Raw genomic sequence first — 19,525 nt, 5'->3', positions numbered from 1 at the left:
TCCGCATCAGTCCTGCATCAGCTCCGCGATCATCTTCACCGGCGCATTCCCGTAGCTGAGGAACTGGTCGTGGAACTGCTTCTGGTTGAAGCGCTCGCCCAGCGCCTGCTTGCGTTGCTCGCGCAATTCCATGATGTCGGCATAGCCGCTGAAATAGCTGGTCAGCTGCACCGAGGACAGCTGCACGCGCCGCCATTTTTCGGTGGCCTCCTGGCGTGTCTGGAAGGCCTGGCGCGTCAACAGGTCGAGCGCCTCCTCGCGGCCCATGCCGTTCACGTGTACCGAGTAATCGAGGATGGTGTTGGTGACGCTGCGCAGGTTCCATTTCGAGTACATCAGCCACATCTCGGGGGCGTTGCCGCCATAGCCCGATTCGAGCATCATGCGCTCGCCGTAGACGGCCCAGCCCTCGACCATGGCGCCATTGCCGAACAGCGATTTCACCAGCGACGGCGAACGGTTCGCATGCACCAGCTGGGCGTAGTGGCCGGGGATGGCTTCGTGGATGTTCAGGATCTGCAGGATCCATTCGTTGTACTCGCGCAGGCTGCTCTCGGCCTGCTCCGCCGACAAGCCATCCAGGGGCGTGACGTTGTAATAGGTCTTGTCCTTCGGACGGTAGGGGCCTGGCGCATCGATGCTGGCGCCGGCCACGCCGCGCTGGTACATCGGCGTCTCGCGCACTTCCAGCGGTTTGCCCGGATCGAGCGTCAACAAATCGTTCTTGATCACCCAGTCCTGCAGCAGCGGGATCTGGCGCCGGATCTCGGGGAAGAAGTTTTCGCGCGCGACGTGGCGCGTCGAGAGGCGGTCGATCAGCATGCCGATCTTCTGGAAGCGGTCGCCCGGCTTGGCTGTCCCGGCCATGTAGCGCGGCCAAAGTTCGTCCGAGATCGCATTCATGCGCGCGATGAGCTCCTCGCGCGCGGCGAGCGCCTTGCGGTAGGTTTGCTCGGCGCTGCTGGCCGACTGGATCTCGAGCGCGAATTTTTGTTCGTACAGGGCTTTGCCCAGCCTGAACGGACGCGCGGTGCCGCTGGCCGATTGCGTCTTTTCCAGGTTCGTCAGGAAGTCGACATAGCCGAGCACCGCGCTGCCGGCCGCGGCGACGCGGCGCGCGAACAGCGCCTTTTCCTGGGCATTCAGGATCGAGCCTTGCGCGGCCTGGCCCAGATCTGCCAGCACCACCAGCGTGCCCGGCGCCTGCGAAAGGGCCAGCTGCGTGTGCTCGCGCGTCGGATTCACGAGCGACGCTTGCGCTGCCTGGTAATAGGCCGGCACGTTGGCCAGGCGCTTGAGGATCGTGCGCAGGCGCTGCGGCTTGGCCGCGTAGTCGGTATTGAGGATCAGGTCGAGCGGCTGGGCCACGTTGTACTGCGCCGGGTTCCATTCGAACTCGCGCAGCGTCGTCAGGCGCCAGCGGTCGTTTTCCAGCTTGTTGACCAAGAGGGCGAGGTCGGTGCGCTGGCGCGGCGACAGCTGGCGCGGGTCGATCTTGCGGAATTTTTCGAGCCACTCGTTGCTGAAAGCGAGTTTCTTGGCGCGCGTGGCGGCGTCCGGAACCGTCAGGCTGGCCGCGGCATCGAACTTGCCGACCGCGATCGCGCCTTCCGGATCGACGCGCCAGAGCGCCGTCAGGTATTGCATGCTGAGCGAGTCGGCGCGGCGGTCGAGGCGCTTCTCGTTCGATGCCAGGACCGGCGCCGGGGTCTGCGCCTGGGCCGGCTGCGCCGCGACAGCGGCCACGGCGGCGGCGGCGACGGCGGCCTTGCCCTTCTTGCCCTTGCTCTTGGCGGCAGGGGCGGCGACGCGCTTGGCGCCGGCCTGCGGTTTGACGACCTTGGCCGCTTTCGGCTTCGATGGTCTGGCTTGCTTGGCGCTGGCCGGTGCCAGCGCGAGGCTGGCGATCATGGCTGCCAGCACGAGTTTCGATTTCATCATGGTGTTCGGCCCGTAAGGATGGGGATTCGGGTGGGCGGCGCCGCTGCAGGTTTCGACGCGGCGGCACGGCAGCGCGCAAGATTAGCATTTTTCGCGCGGATCGCGCTGCCCCGCAGGCCGATCGCCTGGACCGGCGCCATGGCATGCCCGGCAGCGCCAGATGCCGGGTTCAGCCGCCCAGCCCCTGCTGCAGCATGGCCAGCATCTCGCCCGGCGCCATGCGCGCCGACAGGTCGCCGCCCTCGAGCAGGCTGTCGGCCAGGTCGCGCTTGTGGCGGTGCAGGTCGACGATGCCTTCCTCGATCGTGTGGCGCGCCACCAGCCGGTAGATCGTCACCGGCCGCAGCTGGCCCATGCGGTGTGCGCGGTCCGAGGCCTGGTCCTCGACCGCAGGGTTCCACCACGGGTCCATGTGGATTACGTAATCGGCCGCCGTGAGGTTGATGCCGACCCCGCCCGCCTTCAGGCTGATGAGGAACAAATCTCCGTCTCCGGCCTGGAAGGCGTCCACCCGCTTCTTACGTTCCTGCATCGGCGTCGCGCCGTCCAGGTACTGGTAGCCGATGCCGCGCCCGTCCAGGTGGGCGCGGATCAGGGACAGGTGATCGACGAACTGGCTGAACACGAGCACCTTGTGGCGGTTCTCGAGCAGGCCCTCGACCAGGTGCGCGAAGGTCGCCAGCTTGCTGCTGGCGATCCCGAGGCCGGGCGCGACCAGCTCCGGATTGCAGCAGGCGCGCCGCAAGCGCATCATCTCGGCCAGGATCGCGATCGACTTCTGGCTTTGCGGCGCTTCCAGCGAGGCCAGCTTGTCGAGCGCTTCGCGGCGCAGCGATTCGTACAGCGCCATCTCCTGCGCACTGAGTTCGACCGGCAGCACGATCTCGGTGCGCGGCGGCAGCTCGGTCAGCACCTGCGCCTTGGTGCGGCGCAGGATGAAGGGCTGCGTCAGGCGCTTCAGGCGCGCGCGCGCCGCACTTTCGGCGCGCTTGTCGTGTCCATTGAGCTGCGCCTTTTCGATCGGGCCGGCAAAGCGCAGCTGGAACTGGTCGGCCGTGCCGAGCAGGCCCGGGTTGATGAAGCGGAACAGGTTCCAGAGTTCTCCCAGGTGGTTTTCCAGCGGCGTGCCGGTGGCCACCATCCGGAAGTCGCCCTGCAGCGCCATCACCGCCTGCGAACGGCGCGTGGCGGCATTCTTGAACGACTGCGCCTCGTCCATCACGATCGTGTGCCAGCGCTTTTTCGCGAACAGCGGCGCTTCCAGCTGCAGCAAGCCGTAACTGGCGACGATGACGTCGAAGTTGCCCGCTTGCGCGATCATTTCGGCGCGCTCGCCCGGCCCGAACAGCTTGATGTTCAAGGTCGGCGCGAAGCGTTCGGCTTCCGCGATCCAGTTGGTGCAGACCGAGGTCGGGGCGACCACCAGGGCCGGGCCGTCCGGGGCGCGCAGCAGCATCAGCGCCAGCGCCTGCAGGGTCTTGCCGAGTCCCATGTCGTCGGCCAGGCAGGCGCCCACCCCCCAGTGCGCCAGGCGCGCCAGCCAGTCGAAGCCCTCGCGCTGGTAGTCGCGCAGCTCGGCCTGCAGCGTGGACGGCAGCTGCGGCTCGTAGGCCGCGTTGTCCGCCATCTTCTTGATGTGCGCGCGCCAGGCTTGATCGGCTTCGACGCCACCGGCGCCGAGGGCCAGTTCTTCCAGCGCGAAGCTGGCCAGCGGATGGACACGCAACACCTCGCCATCGGCGTCCGTGAAGGCGGCGACGTCCAGCAGGCGCCGGTGCAGTTCGTTGGTCAGCGCCAGGAACTGGTTGTCCCCCAAGGCGACGAAACGGCCGTCGCCGGCGCGCACCTTGTCGAGCAGCTCGCGTAAATCCATCACGCGGCCCTCGTCGATGGCCACGTCGCCATTCGCGGCGAACCAGTCCTTGTCACGCTTGATGTTCACGCGAACCGATTGCGAGCTCACCTTCCTGCTGACGCGGAAAGGCTCGCCTTCCGGCCAGCCGATCACGACCTGGGCCGGATCGAGTTCCTGCAGTTCGCTCACCAGTTCCAGGCACTGGATCGGCTGCCCGAGCAGCCATTCGCCGTGTTCTTCCTCGGCGCTTTCCAGGGCGCGGCAGGACGCGACGAGCTGGCGTTCGGCTTCGCGCTCGGCATTCAGGTCGCGCCTGGCTTCGGTGCGGATGCCGTTGAAATCGGCGATCACGCGTTCGGCGCCGCTGCCCGGCGCGTAATAGGCGCCGGTGTCGGGCAGCGGGCGCACCAGGATGCGCATGCGCAGGCCATGCTGATACGGCAGCAGGTGCACGTGCAGGCGCGCATCGGCATCGATACGTTCGATGTCGGCCGCGCTGGCGCCGATGTCTGACTGCACCGTGACGATCGACGAGATCGCGCCGATTGCCTGCAGCACGCGCACTTGCGCTTCCAGCGGCACCACCAGCGCCTCGCCGACGATCGCGCCGATGCGGCGGTGCTCGTCGCGCACGCGCACCACGCGCAGGCGGGTCGGCGTCTCGCGCGTGACGACGACGTCGCCGCTGGCCGCGCCCAGCGGTGGGCGCAGCGAAATGGTGACGTGTTCGTTCGCCGCTTTGACCAGCAGTTCCGGTTCGCCCGGCAGCAATTCCACGCGGGTGCCGGGCGCATCGAACCAGAACAGCAGCGGGTGGCCGATCAGGGCGGCGAGCGCCTTGTCGAGATCGAATTCGTAGCGCAGGCCGCTGCCGTAGTACTGGCGCGCCGCGCCGATGCTCGAGACGGCCAACAAATCCTGCGCGGTCAGAAAATCGAGCGCGGCCGCGTCTTCCGTCAGGCGCTTGAGCCCCATCGGCCGGCCGCGGCTCCAGGCGCCTTGCGCGTCGCGCTTCTGTTCGCGCGGTTCCAGTTCCTGCACGCCCATCTGGGCGTCGTAGCGGATCAGCCAGACCAGGCGCGACTCCTTGACCACCTCGACGTTGACCGCCGGCTGCAGGTTGATCAGGGCGTTCAATTGGCGCTCCCACGGCTGCTCGCGCTCGAACCAGTGGGTCATGTCGGTAAAGCGGTGCTGCTGGCGCAGGGCGACGGCGCGCTGCTCGTGGTGAACGGCGCCCAGTTGGCCGAGCATGCCGGCCAGCTGGGCGGCGATGAAATCGAAGCCGGCTGCCGCCGCCAGCGCCGCCGCTTCTTCGAGCCTGGCGCGCTGGCCGGACAACTGCGGCATGCCGAGCCACCAGTGCAGCAGGGCGCGGAACATGACCGGCTGCAGCGCGGTCTCCCAGTTGCGCGAGGGCAGCACCTCGGCATCGACCGTACCGCCGCGGATCTGGCGCAGCATGCTCAGTTGCTGGTACACCGCCGTATCGTGGCTTTGCACCGCGCGCGTGGCGCTGCCGAGATAGCTCTCGACGGCCTTTTGCTGTTTGGCGTCGCCGCGCCGCAGCAGGGCCGCGACATACAGGTGGCCGCCGAAGCCCGCGAACACGGCCTTGCGCTTGCCGGTCTCGCGCCGCAGCAGTTTCAGGGCCGCGTCGAAGCCGGCCAATGCTTCGTCGATGTGGTCGCGCAGGAGCAGCAGCACGCTGCGGTAGAACAGCGCGGCCGAATCGTCCAGGTCGTGCAGCAGGGCGCCCGCATCGTCCAGGCGGCCGCACAGGATCAGGTGCTCGGCCAGGGCGATGCGCAATGCCATCGAGGCGCCGCCCCGCGCCACCTGCGCTTCGGCATGGGCGCGCACCGCCGGCGCCATGAGCGGCTCGCGCTGGACGTGGTCGACCAGCACCGCCAGCACCTCGTCGCGCAGTGCCGGGTCGATGTGCTCGACCAGGGCGGGTTCGAACGGATGCCCGCAAATTTCCACGAGTGGGTGCAGGTAGGCCGCTTCGTGGCAACGCAGGCAGGCGTTCAACAGCGGCGCGATCGATTGCGGGCCGTCGCCTCCGATCAATGCCATGCGCAATAGCGCCACGCCCTGGCGGTAGCTGCGCAGCACCGGGACACCCTGCCAGTCGCGCCGCAGCGGGTTGAACGCGTGGTAGATGTCGCGCATTTCGCCGAACCGCCCGCTACGCAGCAGGAAGTCGATCGCGGGCCAGGCGATGTCCGGCGTGACGACGGTGCCGCGCCCGCTCACCATGCTGGCCAGGCCGCGCTCCTGCAGGATGGCAAGACAGTCGGCGAGATGCTGGTCCGAATCGAGCACGCCGAGCGCATCGAGCTGCTCGCCCAGGCGTGTGCGGCCGAGCGGCTCGCCCGCCAGCGCCAGCACGGCGAGGATCGTTTTCGCAACCGCCGGGCATTGCTCGAATTCGTGGAGCAGGGCAGTGTCGTTCATGCAGCCAGGTTCTCGATCTCCAGCGGCGGCAATCCTTCAGGGAGCGCGATGCCGAACACGCGCAAATAAAACGCCAGCTCCGCTTCCAGGGTACGCACCACGCTCTCCGCCTTCCTGAAGCCGTGCCCTTCGCCTTCCAGCGCCAGGTAAGCCACCGGCACGCCGCGCGCGCGCAAGGCGTCGACCATCGTTTCCGATTGCTGCGGCGGCACCACCTTGTCGTCCAGGCCCTGGAAGAAGATCATCGGACGCTTCAGGGCATCGGTGTGGTGGATCGGCGAGCGCTCGCGGTAGACCGCTTGCGCCTGCGCCTTCGGGGCGATCAGGTATTCGTTGTAGTGCGATTCGAACTTGTGCGAATCGGCGTCCAGGCCTGCGAGATCGGACACGCCGTAATAGCTGGCGCCGGCTTTGAAGACGTCGTGGAAGGTGAGGGCGCACAGGGTGGTCAGGCCGCCGGCGCTGCCGCCGCGAATCAGGAGGCGCTCCGGGTCGACCAGGCCCTGCTCGGCCAGGTAACGGGCGCCGGCCACGCAATCCTCGACGTCGATGACGCCCCATTGTCCCTCGAGCAGGTCGCGGTAGAGGCGCCCGAAGCCGGCGCTGCCGCCGTAGTTCACGTCGAGCACGGCAAAGCCGCGGCTGGTCCAGAACTGGGTGGCCAGTTTCAGGGTGCTCGTGGCCATGCTGGTCGGGCCGCCGTGGCTGATGACGATCAGGGGCGGCAGTTCGCCCTCGGGCAGGGTGAAGTCGGCATTCGCCGGTGGGTAGTAAAACGCGTAGGCGCTGCGGCCGTGCGCGCTCGGATAGCGGATGCTGCGCGGGACAGACAGATACGCTTCAGCAGGCAGGTGGGCGATCGACCGCACCAGCACGCTACGTTCGCCATTGCCGGGGTCGATCAGGGCCAGTTCGAGCGCGATCGTCGGCGCGCCGGCCAGCACCGCGACGCGCTCGGACGAGACGCGCAACTCGCGGATCTCCTGGTAGGGGGTCTCGATCGGCGTCAGGCTGCAGCCGCGCGTCGACAGGCGGCCCAGGCGGCTGATGCCGTCCTCGATATAGGTGCAGATGATTTCCTCGGCCGAGCGAAAGCCGTACATCGAGGCGCCGAAGCTCCAGTGCGGCCCGCCGAACTCGGCGTCGCGCGGGCAGAGCGGGTGGACCACGCCGCCTTCGAAGCGGTACAGGTTCCACCAGCCGCTGCGGTCGGACACGAAGTGCAGCAAGCCGTCGGGCGACCATTCGGGCTGGCAGATCGACTCGGTCATGCCGCCCGCGACCAGGCGCCCGTCGACCAGGCTGCCGTCCGGCTGGAGGTCGGCCACCCACAGTTCCGTACCCTGCCACGGCATGCGCGGGTGGTCCCAGCACAGCCAGGCCAGCTGGCGCCCGTCTGGCGAAATGCGCGGCGCCGCATAGAAATCGTTGCCGTCCACGAGAATGGTTTCGCTGCCGTCGAAGCCGACCGCGCAGATGGTATTGACCGGATAGGCCGCGCCCGCCAGGTGGTCTTCGCGCACCGCGACCAGGCGCGCACGCGCGCGGTCGGGCACGAAGTCGGCGTAGCGCACGGCTTCTTCCCTGGTGAGCATGACCGGTTCGCCGCCATCCTCGACCCGGTACAGGTGGTTGTCGGCGAAGTGCGAGAACCAGACCGTGCCCCCGTCGACGGCATACGCGCCGCCGCCGTACTCGTGCACGCGATTGCGCACGTTGAACGGGGCCGGCGTCAGCTCGGAAAGCGCGCCGGCGCGCAGGCGCTGCAGCGTGGTGCGGCCCGCCTCGCTGGCGCGCCCGGCCAGCCACAACACGTCGGCGCCGTCGAGCGCGATGTGCGACAGCGGCACGGCGCCGGCCGCAACCACGGCGGCACTGATCGGGGAAGTCCAGGTGCCGCTGGGGGCGGCCTGCTTGCAAGTGGGCTCGGTCATGGTGGCGTAGGGCGTCGGTAAAGGATGGAACCGCATTATAAGAGCCTATGCCGGTAGACAGGGAAGCGGCGGGCGATGCCTGGCAAGCGCGGGCGCGCGCGGCCCGTCGCAAATGCGGGGCAAGGAATGCGATAATAGCCGTCTTCCGACGTCCTTTATTGTCAGCCATGCCACAATTCGCCCCGCTCAAGAACGACACCTTCCTGCGCGCGCTGCTGCGCCAGCCGACCGAGTACACGCCCGTGTGGCTGATGCGGCAGGCGGGGCGCTACCTGCCGGAATACCGCGCCACGCGGGCGCGCGCCGGTTCGTTCCTGGGCCTGGCGAAGAACCCGGACTACGCCACCGAAGTGACGCTGCAGCCGCTCGACCGCTATCCGCTGGACGCCTCGATCCTGTTTTCGGACATCCTGACGGTACCCGACGCGATGGGCCTGGGCCTGTATTTCGCCGACGGCGAAGGCCCGAAATTCGAGCGTCCCCTGCGCACCGAGGCCGATGTCATGGCCTTGAACGTACCGGACATGGCGGCGCTCGACTACGTCTTCAAGGCCGTCACGCAAATTCGCACCGAAATCGCTGGCCGCGTGCCGCTGATCGGCTTTTCCGGCAGTCCGTGGACGCTGGCCTGCTACATGGTCGAGGGCCAGGGCTCGCGCGAATTCCACACCATCAAGAAGATGCTGTACGCGCGCCCGGACCTGATGCACCGCATCCTCGACATCAATGCCACGGCGGTGGCCCGGTACCTGAACGCGCAGATCGACGCCGGCGCCCAGGCCGTCATGATCTTCGACTCCTGGGGCGGCGCCCTGGCCGACGGCGCCTACCAGGAATTTTCGCTGCGCTACATGGAACGGGTGCTGGCCCAGCTCCAGCGCGAGAAGGACGGCGTGCGCATTCCGGCGATCGTCTTCACCAAGGGCGGCGGCATCTGGCTCGACGAGATGGCGGACATCGGCGCCGACGCGCTGGGCCTGGACTGGACCGTCAACCTGGGCCGCGCGCGCGCCCTGGTGGGCGAGCGCGTCGCCTTGCAGGGCAACCTCGATCCGGCGATCCTGTTCGCGCAGCCCGAGCAGATCCGCCTCGAGGTCGAGCGCTCCCTGAGTGCCTATGGCGTGCCGTCGGCGGGCTCCGGCCATGTGTTCAATCTCGGTCACGGGATTTCCCAATTCACGCCGCCCGAGTCGGTGACGGCCATGGTCGAGGCAGTGCATGCGTTCAGCCGCCGGCAGCGCGCCGGCTGACCCCGTATTGTTGCGGCGCCGCAGGAAAGATGCCGTGCAAAAGGCGCTGGATCGGAGCGCAACATCACACTTGTTCACATGTTGCGAAAGCGTGTCTTGCGATCCTGTGGACAGGTCCAGTGGCGGCGGAGAAATCATAAGTGGTTGAAATTGCTAGGGTTTATCTTTAAATCCCGGCGCCCATAACCACTTGGAAGCTATTCTTCCAGCATAGAAACCGCAGTTTCCCGGGCCTTGTTCACAAAGTTATGCACAGGCTGTACAGCTCAGCGATAAAAATGCCTGCCCCGACAAGCACTTACGGGCGGCACCGGAGAGTCTTGTTTAATTCCTGATCTTGCGTGGGCATGTACGAGAAGAAAAAACACAGTTATACACAATCGTTGCATTGCAGGAAGCGAGTTGCTGTGGACTACTTCGTTAATCGCAAGTCATTGAATTTAAATGGAATATTCTTTTCCAACGTTGACTGATCCGTATGTCATTTGACTTAACGTAAACTCTGCACCGGGTCAAGCGCTTCCTTCTCCACAAAGTTTTCCACAGCTTTTATACAAGGTCAGACATTGGCGCATTGCATCCTTCCGCACTGCATCCTTCGGATTGCGCTCGATACGCCGCTCAACAGCGTATTCGATTACGGCTGGCCGCATGATCAGGGCAGCCTGCCCCAGGTGGGACAACTGGCGCTCGTCAGTTTCGGGCGGCGCGAAGTCGTCGGCCTGATCGTCGCCATCGCGCAGGAGACCGAGGTCGCGCCGGATAAACTGAAAAACGCGATCGCCGTGCGCGACGCCTTGTCCGCCCTGTCGCCGCAATGGCTGGCGCTGGCCGCCTTTGCCGCCGATTACTACCAGCGTCCGCTGGGCGAAGTGGCGCTGCCCGGCCTGCCGAAGAATGTGCGGATGCCGACCACCGTGGCGCTCGACCGCGCCCTGAAAAAAATGGCGAAGCTGGCGCCGCCGGGCGACCCGGCGCCGGTCGGCATGCCCGCCCTGAACCGCGAACAGCAGGAAGCGGCCGACGCCATCGGCGGCGCGGTCGGCTTCACCCCGCTGCTGCTGTACGGCGTGACCGGGAGCGGCAAGACGGAAGTGTATTTGCAGGCCTGCGCCCAGGTGCTGGCGCGCGATCCGCAGGCGCAGATCCTGATCCTGGTCCCCGAGATCAATCTCACGCCTCAACTGGAAGGCAACATCCGCGCGCGCTTCCCGGGCCTGATGCTGGCGACCCTGCACAGCAGCCTGTCCGAAGGCGAGCGCATGCTGCACTGGCTGGCGGCGCACCAGGGCCGCGCCCGCATCGTGCTGGGCACGCGCCTGGCGGTCCTGGCCTCGCTGCCGCACCTGCAGCTGATCGTCATCGACGAGGAGCACGATCCCTCGTACAAACAGCAGGAAGGCTTGCGCTATTCGGCGCGCGACCTGGCCGTCTGGCGCGCGCGCCAGCTCGCCATTCCGATCGTGCTCGGCTCGGCCACCCCGTCGCTGGAAAGCTGGCACCATGCCCAGACGGGCCGCTACCGCAAGCTCGAACTGCGCGAGCGCGCCGTGCGCGAGGCCGTGCTGCCGACCGTGCGCGTGCTCGACATGGAGCGCGACAAGCCGAAAGAAGGACTCACCGCGGGCCTGCTGGCGGCGCTGCGCCAGCGCCTCGAGCGCGGCGAACAGTCGCTGCTGTTTTTGAACCGGCGCGGCTATGCGCCCGTGATCACGTGCGAAGCCTGCGGCTGGATCAGCAACTGCAGCCGCTGCACGTCGTTCATGGTGCTGCACAAGCCCGAGCACCGGCTGCGCTGCCACCACTGCAGCCTGGAATTGCGCATTCCGCGCCATTGCCCGACCTGCGGCAACGTCGACCTGCAGCCGCTCGGGCGCGGCACCCAGCGCTTCGAGGAGGGGCTCGCCGCGATGTTCCCGCAAGCGCGCATCCTGCGCATCGACGCCGATTCGACGAGGAAGAAGGGCAGCGCCCAGGAAGCGTTCGATACCGTCCACCGCGGCGAAGTCGACATCCTGATCGGCACGCAAATGGTCGCCAAGGGCCACGATTTCAAGAAACTCACGCTCGTCGGCATCCTCAATCCCGACACGGCCCTGTTCTCGCAGGATTACCGGGCCAGCGAGCGCCTGTTCGCGCAGCTGATGCAGGTGGCCGGCCGCGCCGGGCGCGCCGGCAACGCCTCCGAGGTGCTGATCCAGACCCGCTATGCGGCCCATCCGCTGTACTCGGCCGTGGTGCGCCACGACTACGACCGCTTCGCCGGCAGCCTGCTCGAAGAACGGCGCCAGGCCGCGCTGCCGCCCTACATGTACCAGGCGCTGCTGCGCGCCGAGGCGCCCGAGCTGGCCACCGCGATCGCCTTCCTGGAAGAGGCGCGCGCCATCCTGCCGAGCGACGCCGTGACCCTGAACGACCCGATTCCGATGACGATGACGCGCGTCCAGAATGTCGACCGCGCCCAGCTGCTGGCCGAGTCGGCCTCGCGCCCGGCGCTGCAAGCCTTCCTGAAGGAGTGGCTGTCGCTATTGCGGGCGGTGAAGACGCGCGTGCGCTGGTCGCTGGAAGTGGACCCGCTCGACATTTAAGTTCGAAACGGCGTATCGTCTTGGAAGTCCTAGGGAGAACAGCATGAAGAAAATGAAAGTCGACGTCGCCGTGATCGGCACCGGCACGGCCGGCATGTCGGCCTACCGCGCAGCGGTGGCCCAGGGCGCGCGTACCGTCGTCATCGAAAGCGGGCCCTACGGCACCACCTGCGCGCGGGTCGGCTGCATGCCCAGCAAGCTCTTGATCGCCGCGGCCGACGCCGCCCACATGCTCGACCTCGCGCCCGGCTTCGGCGTGCATCCCGGCGACAAGCGCATCGACGGCCGCGCCGTGATGGAACGCGTGCGCAAGGAGCGCGACCGTTTTGTGGGCTTCGTGCTGGAAAGCGTCGAGAGTTTTCCGCTGGAAGACCGCATCCGCGGCCATGCCCGCTTCACCGGTCCGCATACGCTACAGCTCGACGAGCATACCGAGATCGAAGCGGCGCGCATCGTGATCGCCACCGGCTCCACGCCCGTGATCCTGCCGCAGCTGCAGGGCGTCGGCCCCGGCATCGTCACCAGCGACGACGTGTTCGATTGGGACGATCTGCCAGGCTCGGTGGCCGTGATCGGCACCGGTGTGATTGGTCTGGAACTGGGCCAGGCGCTCACGCGTCTGGGCGTGAAAGTGAGCCTGTTCGCGCGCGGCGGCAGCCTCGCCCAACTGAGCGACCCGGAAGTGCTGGGTGCGGCGCGCCATGCGCTGGCCCAGGAACTTGACCTGCGCTTCCAGACCGAAGTCGTGGGCGCCGAGCAGCAGGGAGAGCGGGTGCGCCTGACCACGCGCGACGCGCGCGGGGTCGAGACCGAGGAACATTTTCAGTACGTGCTGCTGGCGACGGGACGCGCGCCGAACCTGCACGGCATGGGACTGGAAGCGAGCGGCCTGGAGCTGACGGCGAACGGCGTGCCCGATTTCGACAGCCGTACCATGCAGTGCGGGACCAGCCACATTTTCATTGCCGGCGACGCGAACAACGAACTGCCGTTGCTGGCGGAAGCGGCCGACCACGGCAAGATCGCCGGCGAGAACGCGGGCCGTTATCCGGACGTGCGCCCCGGCCTGCGCCGCACGCCCTTGAGCATCGCATTCACGGAACCGAACATCGCCACGCTCGGCAAGAGTTACAAGGCGCTATGCGCGGGCGGGCGGCCGAAATTCGCGATCGGGCAGGTGTCGTTCGTGAACCAGGGCCGCAGCCGGGTCATGTTGCAGAACAAGGGAATGCTGCGCGTGTATGCCGAGTATGGCTCCTGCCGCTTTCTCGGCGCCGAGATGATCGGACCGCGCGGCGAACATCTGGCGCACTTGCTGGCCTGGGCGGCGCAAGCCCATTTGACGGTGCCGCAGATGCTCGACATGCCCTTCTATCATCCGGTCATCGAAGAGGGCGTGCGCACGGCGCTGCGCGACCTGGCGGCGAATCTGGCGACGAGGACGAATCACACGGACGCAGCCGATTCGGAGCCGGGCACGTGAGCATGGGGAGGGCGCACCTGCCCTCCCCATGGCGACGCGCGCCGGGTCAATTCAAATAACTCGCATCCAGGTTGCCCTGCTCGGCCATCTGGCGCACGATGCGCATCGTGTCGATATCGGCTTCCTGGTAGGCAGACTTCTTGAATTCCTCGTACATCTTCGTCGCGCCGTCGGTCGACTCGGCCATGCCGTCGTCGTAGCTGAAGCGCACGTACAGCATGTGCTCGGACGGCGACTCGATGGTCATGGTCAGCAGCGAGGCGCTGATGTCGCCCTGGGCCGGGACTTCATAGCGCACTTCCTGCAGCGGGCTCAGGAGGACGGTATCCTCGACAATCAGGTCGCCGTAACGCAGGCGGCGCTTGAAACTGCCCGCCTGGCGCGCGCTGATGTCGCACTCGTCGAGGTGCGGAATGAACAGCTTGGGCGACTCGGCGCGGATCACCAGGCCGCGCCATACCTGCTCGCGGGTCAGGGTGTCCATCAGCGGGTTGAGCGGGTCGTTCACTTCAATCAGGTGTTCAAATTTCATTGTGTCGTGCTCGTCAAGGGTGGCGCGGGACGCCAAAGGGGCGATGGTAGCCTAAATGACGTCCTAGTTCGACAGCAAAATCGCGTTCTGCCGCCGCTGCAAAAAGGCAATGCCGATCAGGATGGCGAACGAAATTGCCAGCAATACCAGCGCATATGCGTGCGCCGTCCCATAATTCAACTTCTGCGCTTCATCGTAGAGCGCGATCGACGCCACCCGGGTCTGGCCCGGGATATTTCCACCCAGCATCAAGACCACGCCGAATTCTCCCATCGTGTGGGCAAAGCTGAGCGAGACGCCGGTCAGGATGCCGTGTTTCGACAGCGGCAGCACGATCGTCCGGAAGGTTTGGCGCTTGGTCAGGCCGAGTGCCAGCGCCGACTGCACCAGCTCGCGTCCGACACCGCGAAACGCCGCCTGGAAGGGCTGCACCGCGAACGGCAGGCTGTACAGCACCGAGCCGGCCACCAGCCCCGCGAACGAAAACGGCAAGGGGTGGCCGAACACCGACACCCAGGCCGCCCCGACCGGTTGTTGGGGCGCCATCAGCATCAGCAGATAAAAGCCGATGACAGTCGGCGGCAGCACGATCGGCAGGCTGACCAGGGTTTCAATAAAAATGATCCCGCGCATCTTGCTGTTGTTGAGCCAACTGGCCAGCGGAATACCGATGACCAGCAATACGATCGAGGTGACGGCGGCCAGGCGCAGCGTCAGGCCGATGGCCTCCCACAATTCGGATGGAAACTGCCACTCGGTCATTCGGCGGCGCCCGCGGGCACGCCGAAGCCGTTGCGCACCAGGATCGCGCGCGCTTCCCGCGATGCCAGGAAACGCACGAAGCCGGCCGCATGGGGGTTGCCGGCGCCGGCGCCGGTGACGATCGCGCCTTGCTCGATCGGCGGCAAGCCGTCCGTTGGCACCAGCGCATGGCGGCCGAGCGCTTTCAGTTTGCTTGCATGCAGGGTGGCAAACGAAACGATGCCGAGTTGCGCATTGCCGGTCTGGACGAACTGGGCGGTCTGGGCGATGTTTTCGCCGACCACGAGTTTCGGCTGGACTTGGTCCCACAGGCCGGCGCGCAGCAAGGCCGCCTTGGCCGCGCGGCCGTAGGGGGCCGTGATTGGGTTGGCGATCGCCACCCGTTTGACGCGGGCGTCGGCGACCAGGGCGGCCAGGCCGCGCGCCGGGTCGACTTGCGGGTCGAGCGACCACAAGGCGATGTGGCCGATGGCATAGGGTGTCAAGGTAGCCCCGTCGGCCACGCCCAGCTTGCCCAGCTGGCGCGGGTAATCCATGTCGGCCGACAAAAACACCTCGAAGGGGGCACCGTTGCGAATTTGTGCAAAAAAGTTGCCCGATGCGCCAAGCGAGACCTTCGGCGCAACCTCCGGCGCCGTTTTCCGGTACGCGGCGACGAGTTCATCGATACAATAGCCGAGATCGCTGGCAGCGGCGACCAGCAAGGGCCGCGCCAGCGCCGGACCCGCGCAGGTCCATGCCAGTAACAAGATGAGCAATTTTTTCATGCTGAACATTGTAGCGCGGGGCGCATCTGCCTCGGATTTCGCTTCGCTGTTCGGCTGTCTCCAAGAATATTCCCCATGTCCAATGCACCAAAATTCGGCTTGAACGGGCCGCAAAGCGAAGCCGCGCTGTATCTGGACGGCCCTTGCCTGGTGCTGGCCGGCGCCGGCTCGGGCAAGACGCGCGTGATCACGCAAAAAATCGCCTACATGATCGAAGACCGCGGCTACGATCCGCGCACGATCGCCGCCCTGACGTTTACGAATAAAGCGGCTTTGGAAATGCAGGAGCGCATCGCCAAGCTGCTGAAGCAGCCCAAGCAGGCCAAGCAGTTGACGGTATCGACCTTTCACTCGCTGGGCGTGAAGATCCTGCGCCAGGAAGCGGCCGGGGTCGGCTTGAAAGACCGCTTTTCGATCATGGACAGCGACGACTGCTACACGATCGTCTCCGACCTGGGCCTGACCACCGATAAACAGGAAATCCGCCGCATCCAGAATGCGATCTCCTTGTGGAAGAACGGCCTGGTCGATCCGGAAGAGGCGATCCGCGCTGCGCAAGACGAGGACCAAGCCCAGGCCGGCCGCATCTACCGCAGCTATGTCGCGACCCTGTCCGCCTACCAGGCGGTCGATTTCGACGACTTGATCCGCCTGCCGGTAGAACTGTTTCGCAACAACGAGGCGATCCGCGACCGCTGGCAGAGGAAACTGCGCTACCTCTTGATGGACGAGTACCAGGACACGAATACCTGCCAGTATGAACTGGTGAAATTGCTGGTGACGGGCATCGGCAAGAAGCCGATGTTCACGGCCGTCGGCGACGACGACCAGGCGATCTATGCCTGGCGCGGGGCCTCGGTCGAAAACATCAAGACGCTGCAGACCGATTTCCCCGACCTGCGCGTGATCAAACTCGAGCAGAACTACCGCTCGACGACGCGCATCCTGCAGGCGGCCAATGCCGTGATCGGAAACAATCCGAAGCTGTTTGAAAAATCGCTCTGGTCCGAACACGGCCTGGGCGAGCCGATCAAGGTACTCGGCATGCAAAGCGACGAGCAGGAAGCCGACCAGATCGCGATCATGATTTCGGCGGACCATTTTCAGCGCAAAAATAAATGGACCGATTTCGCGATCCTGTACCGCGGCAACCACCAGGCCCGCATCATCGAGCAGGCGCTGCGCAAGGAACGTATTCCGTACACGATTTCCGGCGGCCAGAGCTTTTTCGATAAAGCCGAAATCAAGGACATCATCGCCTACCTGCGCCTGATCGCGAACGACGGCGACGACCCGGCCTTCATCCGCGCCATCACGACGCCGAAACGCGGCGTCGGCATGGCGACCCTGGAAGTGCTGGGCGAGTTTTCAAAACAGTGGAATTGCTCGCTGTTCGAAGCGGCCTTGAAAGGCGGGATCGAGGGCAAGCTGGCCGACCGCCAATTGCACCCGCTGCGCGACTTTTGCCATTTCATCAATGAGCTCGAATCGCGCGCCAGCCGCCCGGGGCCGTCGGGCAGTGGCGAGCATGCCGCCGAAGTGCTCGACGACATGATGAAAGAGATCAATTACGAGCATTACCTGTACGAGAATTTCGACGACCGCGCCGCGCAAGGCAAATGGCAGAACGTGATGGAATTTACCAACTGGCTCAAGGAGCGCGGCAATGGCGGACGCGACGGCACGGGTGAAGAAAAAAACCTGCTCGAGCTGACGCAAATGGTGGCGCTGATGTCGATGTTGGAGGGCAAGGACGAGGAACCGGACGCGGTGCGCATGTCGACCCTGCACGCCTCGAAAGGGCTGGAGTACCCGCATGTCTACCTGGTCGGCGTGGAAGAGGGGATCTTGCCGCACAAGGGCGACCCGGACGACCCGATCGAAAAGATCGCCGCGCGCATCCAGGAAGAGCGGCGCCTGATGTATGTCGGCATCACGCGCGCCCAGCGCACCCTGCACATCACCTGGTGCAAGAAGCGAAAGCGCGCCGGTGAGCTGGTGCATTGCGACCCGTCGCGCTTCATCAAGGAGATGGCGCTGGACGAGGGCATTGCGGTGCCGCTGGAATCCGAGGTGATCAGTCCCAGGGACCGCCTGGCGAGTTTGAAAGCCTTGCTCAATACCCCGAAGCCGGATGCCGGCAAGCTGCTGTCATAATGCCCGCTCTTGAAAAATGCCAGGAACCGCCGTGGAACACGAAGACCGTTTTGTCGATATCGAAATCAAGCTGGCGCACCAGGAAGACCTGGTCGACTCGCTGAACCAGACCGTCTACCAGCAGGCGCGCCGCATCGACCAGCTCGAAGCGATGGTGCAGCAGCTGGCCGAGCACCTGCGCACCATGCGCGAGGTCGGGCGCCAGACCCCGCTGAACGAGCGTCCGCCGCATTACTGAGGCGGCCTTACGCGACGCCGGCGAGCCGCATCCCCAGCCGTTTGCCGAGGCACAGCAAGGTCAGCGTCGGCGGCAAGCCCCACGGTCCGGGAATCACCGACGCGTCGCACACGTACAGCCCCGGCGTCCTGGTCTGCAAACCGGCATCGACGCCTTCCCCGATACGCACGCTCCCGCCCGGGTGGGCCGCGAAATGCCAGGATGTAAAGATGTGATGCGCGCCGGCCTCGCGCAGGATCGCCTGCGCCATCCCGACCCCGTGCGCCAGCTTCTTGCGGTCGCCCTCCTGCAGCGTCTTGTCGGCCCAGCGCGGCCCGATGCGCCCGCCGATGGCGTCGCGGATCTTGACCATCACCGACAGGGTGCGCCGGTGCGCAAACAGGCGGTCGATCCGGCCGACCTGCAGCGCAAAGGCTTGGTACATCGGCTGCGGCAGGGTCAGGTCGGCCAGCGCGACGCCCGCTTCGGGCAAGTGCAGGCCGGCCGCCATCGGCACCTCGGCACCGCCGTCGATGTCGTCGACGCTGCCCATCACGGCGACGACCGGATCGCTGAAGAAGGACGACTCGCGCGGCCCCAGGCCTGAGGCATGCAGCAGGCGCGGGCTGCCCAGGCCGCCGCCGGACGACACCACGATGGGCGCCGACAGGGTGCGCAGCTTGCCGCCAATCTGCACTTCGACCCCGGCCGCGCGGCCATCCTGCACCAGCACGCGCAGCACGCGGGCGCGGTCGACCAGCTGCGCGCCGTGGCGGCAGGCCTCGTCGAGAAAATCGCGCGCGGTCCACTTGGCGCCGAAGGGGCAGCCGTAGACGCAGCGCCAGCAGCCGCTGCGGCAGGATGCGGGACGGATCATTTTTTCTAATTTTTGCCAATCGAGCGACAAGGCGCGCGCGGCCGTCATCATGCGCGCCGCCATCGGGCCGATCAAGTCGTCCGGCAGGGGCGCCATCGGCAGTTCGGCGCGCAGGGCGGCCAGCGCCGGTGCGAGGTCGATGCCGTGGCGCGCGAACAGCGCCCGCGGCGGCGGCGCGGCGGTGGCGAAATTGATGGCCGAGCTGCCGCCGGCGGTGATGCCGGCCACCAGCAGCGAGGCGTCGCGGTGCAGGTAGGCGCCCTTGCCGGGCACGGCGGCCATCGCGGCCATCTGCCCCACGGTTCCTTTCAGGGGATCGGCGCGGCCCTGCTCCAGCACCAGCACGCGCATGCCGCGCCTGGCCAGTTCGCGCGCCGTGCCGGCGCCGCCGGGACCGCTGCCGACGACGATCGCATCATACGAGGGACGAACAATGGGCAGCATGGCAGAGAGGGCGAAGGCGGGGCCCCGATGCTACCACGGGCCTACTTGTTCGACGGCAGCACCGACCTCGGACCGTGCGTCACCACCAGCGGGAACACGCTCGCGTGATCCTTGTCCGGCTGCCGCCGTACAAGCATCCGAGGGCGCTGCGACCAGGGGCGTCCGTGGCGGAACCCCAGTCCGGATAAGTCGTCTATACATTTTTGTATGCAGTTTGTTTCACTGTGCCGGCACGACAATAAAGCCTGCTATGATCTG

12 protein-coding genes are annotated in these 19,525 nt (G+C 66.3%); 5 read left to right on the top strand and 7 right to left on the bottom strand.

Annotated features, from left to right (window positions below; translation table 11 throughout):
* Positions 1–6 precede the first annotated feature (6 nt).
* The 3 genes from ACFPOU_RS05910 to ACFPOU_RS05900 form a co-directional block, all read right to left on the bottom strand.
* A complete protein-coding gene (locus ACFPOU_RS05910) occupies positions 7–1,941 on the bottom strand; it encodes a DUF885 domain-containing protein (RefSeq protein WP_379718151.1) in 1,935 nt (644 codons plus the stop codon).
* 169 nt (positions 1,942–2,110) lie between these two features.
* Positions 2,111–6,256, bottom strand: coding sequence for a DEAD/DEAH box helicase (locus ACFPOU_RS05905; RefSeq protein ID WP_379718149.1), 4,146 nt, complete (start codon positions 6,254–6,256; stop codon positions 2,111–2,113).
* Complete coding sequence (locus tag ACFPOU_RS05900; protein WP_379718147.1) at positions 6,253–8,190, bottom strand: S9 family peptidase; 1,938 nt, start codon at positions 8,188–8,190, stop codon at positions 6,253–6,255. The genes ACFPOU_RS05905 and ACFPOU_RS05900 overlap by 4 nt, the downstream gene beginning before the upstream one ends.
* A 167-nt stretch (positions 8,191–8,357) precedes the next feature.
* Here ACFPOU_RS05900 and hemE point away from each other — a divergent pair, with 167 nt between their 5' ends.
* From hemE to ACFPOU_RS05885, 3 genes are all read left to right on the top strand, one after another.
* Positions 8,358–9,440, top strand: a complete 1,083-nt coding sequence (gene hemE / locus ACFPOU_RS05895) for a uroporphyrinogen decarboxylase (protein ID WP_379718145.1) — start codon at positions 8,358–8,360, stop codon at positions 9,438–9,440.
* 566 nt (positions 9,441–10,006) lie between these two features.
* On the top strand, positions 10,007–12,028 hold the full coding sequence (locus tag ACFPOU_RS05890; protein WP_379718143.1) for a primosomal protein N': 2,022 nt from the start codon (positions 10,007–10,009) through the stop codon (positions 12,026–12,028).
* Between the two features lie 43 nt (positions 12,029–12,071).
* Positions 12,072–13,511: a dihydrolipoyl dehydrogenase gene (locus ACFPOU_RS05885; RefSeq protein ID WP_379718141.1), complete on the top strand. Its 1,440-nt coding sequence runs from the start codon at positions 12,072–12,074 to the stop codon at positions 13,509–13,511.
* A gap of 46 nt (positions 13,512–13,557) precedes the next feature.
* Here ACFPOU_RS05885 and ACFPOU_RS05880 read toward each other — a convergent pair whose 3' ends face one another.
* The 3 genes from ACFPOU_RS05880 to modA all read right to left on the bottom strand — a co-directional run bounded on the left by ACFPOU_RS05880 (position 13,558) and on the right by modA (position 15,572).
* Positions 13,558–14,043 carry an SRPBCC family protein gene (locus ACFPOU_RS05880; RefSeq protein ID WP_379718139.1) on the bottom strand — a complete coding sequence of 162 codons (486 nt, stop codon included), beginning with the start codon at positions 14,041–14,043 and terminating at the stop codon, positions 13,558–13,560.
* Between the two features lie 63 nt (positions 14,044–14,106).
* Positions 14,107–14,805, bottom strand: coding sequence for a molybdate ABC transporter permease subunit (gene modB, locus ACFPOU_RS05875; RefSeq protein ID WP_379718137.1), 699 nt, complete (start codon positions 14,803–14,805; stop codon positions 14,107–14,109).
* A complete protein-coding gene (gene modA / locus ACFPOU_RS05870) occupies positions 14,802–15,572 on the bottom strand; it encodes a molybdate ABC transporter substrate-binding protein (protein WP_379718135.1) in 771 nt (256 codons plus the stop codon). Before modA ends, modB begins: the two co-directional genes overlap by 4 nt.
* A gap of 75 nt (positions 15,573–15,647) precedes the next feature.
* Here modA and ACFPOU_RS05865 point away from each other — a divergent pair, with 75 nt between their 5' ends.
* Positions 15,648–17,729: a UvrD-helicase domain-containing protein gene (locus ACFPOU_RS05865; RefSeq protein ID WP_379718133.1), complete on the top strand. Its 2,082-nt coding sequence runs from the start codon at positions 15,648–15,650 to the stop codon at positions 17,727–17,729.
* A gap of 31 nt (positions 17,730–17,760) precedes the next feature.
* A complete protein-coding gene (locus ACFPOU_RS05860) occupies positions 17,761–17,967 on the top strand; it encodes a SlyX family protein (RefSeq protein WP_379718131.1) in 207 nt (68 codons plus the stop codon).
* 7 nt (positions 17,968–17,974) lie between these two features.
* Here the strand turns inward: ACFPOU_RS05860 and ACFPOU_RS05855 are convergent, their stop codons facing one another.
* Entirely contained in the window at positions 17,975–19,267 is a 1,293-nt protein-coding gene (locus ACFPOU_RS05855; protein WP_379718129.1) for an FAD-dependent oxidoreductase, read from the bottom strand.
* Between the last annotated feature and the right edge of the window lie 258 nt (positions 19,268–19,525).

The sequence above is a fragment of the Massilia jejuensis genome (assembly GCF_042656795.1).
In the GTDB taxonomy this organism is placed as follows: Bacteria; Pseudomonadota; Gammaproteobacteria; order Burkholderiales; family Burkholderiaceae_D; genus Telluria; species Telluria jejuensis.
Note: the sequence above shows the minus strand (reverse complement) of the source record. Positions and strands in the feature narration are given on the sequence as shown.

Excerpts from the sequence above, each read along its gene's own strand:
- ACFPOU_RS05910 (WP_379718151.1), bottom strand. The coding sequence starts at position 1,941 with ATGATGAAATCGAAACTCGTGCTGGCAGCCATGATCGCCAGCCTCGCG.
- ACFPOU_RS05905 (WP_379718149.1), bottom strand. The coding sequence starts at position 6,256 with ATGAACGACACTGCCCTGCTCCACGAATTCGAGCAATGCCCGGCGGTT.
- ACFPOU_RS05900 (WP_379718147.1), bottom strand. The coding sequence starts at position 8,190 with ATGACCGAGCCCACTTGCAAGCAGGCCGCCCCCAGCGGCACCTGGACT.
- hemE (WP_379718145.1), top strand. The coding sequence starts at position 8,358 with ATGCCACAATTCGCCCCGCTCAAGAACGACACCTTCCTGCGCGCGCTG.
- ACFPOU_RS05885 (WP_379718141.1), top strand. The coding sequence starts at position 12,072 with ATGAAGAAAATGAAAGTCGACGTCGCCGTGATCGGCACCGGCACGGCC.
- ACFPOU_RS05880 (WP_379718139.1), bottom strand. The coding sequence starts at position 14,043 with ATGAAATTTGAACACCTGATTGAAGTGAACGACCCGCTCAACCCGCTG.
- modB (WP_379718137.1), bottom strand. The coding sequence starts at position 14,805 with ATGACCGAGTGGCAGTTTCCATCCGAATTGTGGGAGGCCATCGGCCTG.
- modA (WP_379718135.1), bottom strand. The coding sequence starts at position 15,572 with ATGAAAAAATTGCTCATCTTGTTACTGGCATGGACCTGCGCGGGTCCG.
- ACFPOU_RS05865 (WP_379718133.1), top strand. The coding sequence starts at position 15,648 with ATGTCCAATGCACCAAAATTCGGCTTGAACGGGCCGCAAAGCGAAGCC.
- ACFPOU_RS05855 (WP_379718129.1), bottom strand. The coding sequence starts at position 19,267 with ATGCTGCCCATTGTTCGTCCCTCGTATGATGCGATCGTCGTCGGCAGC.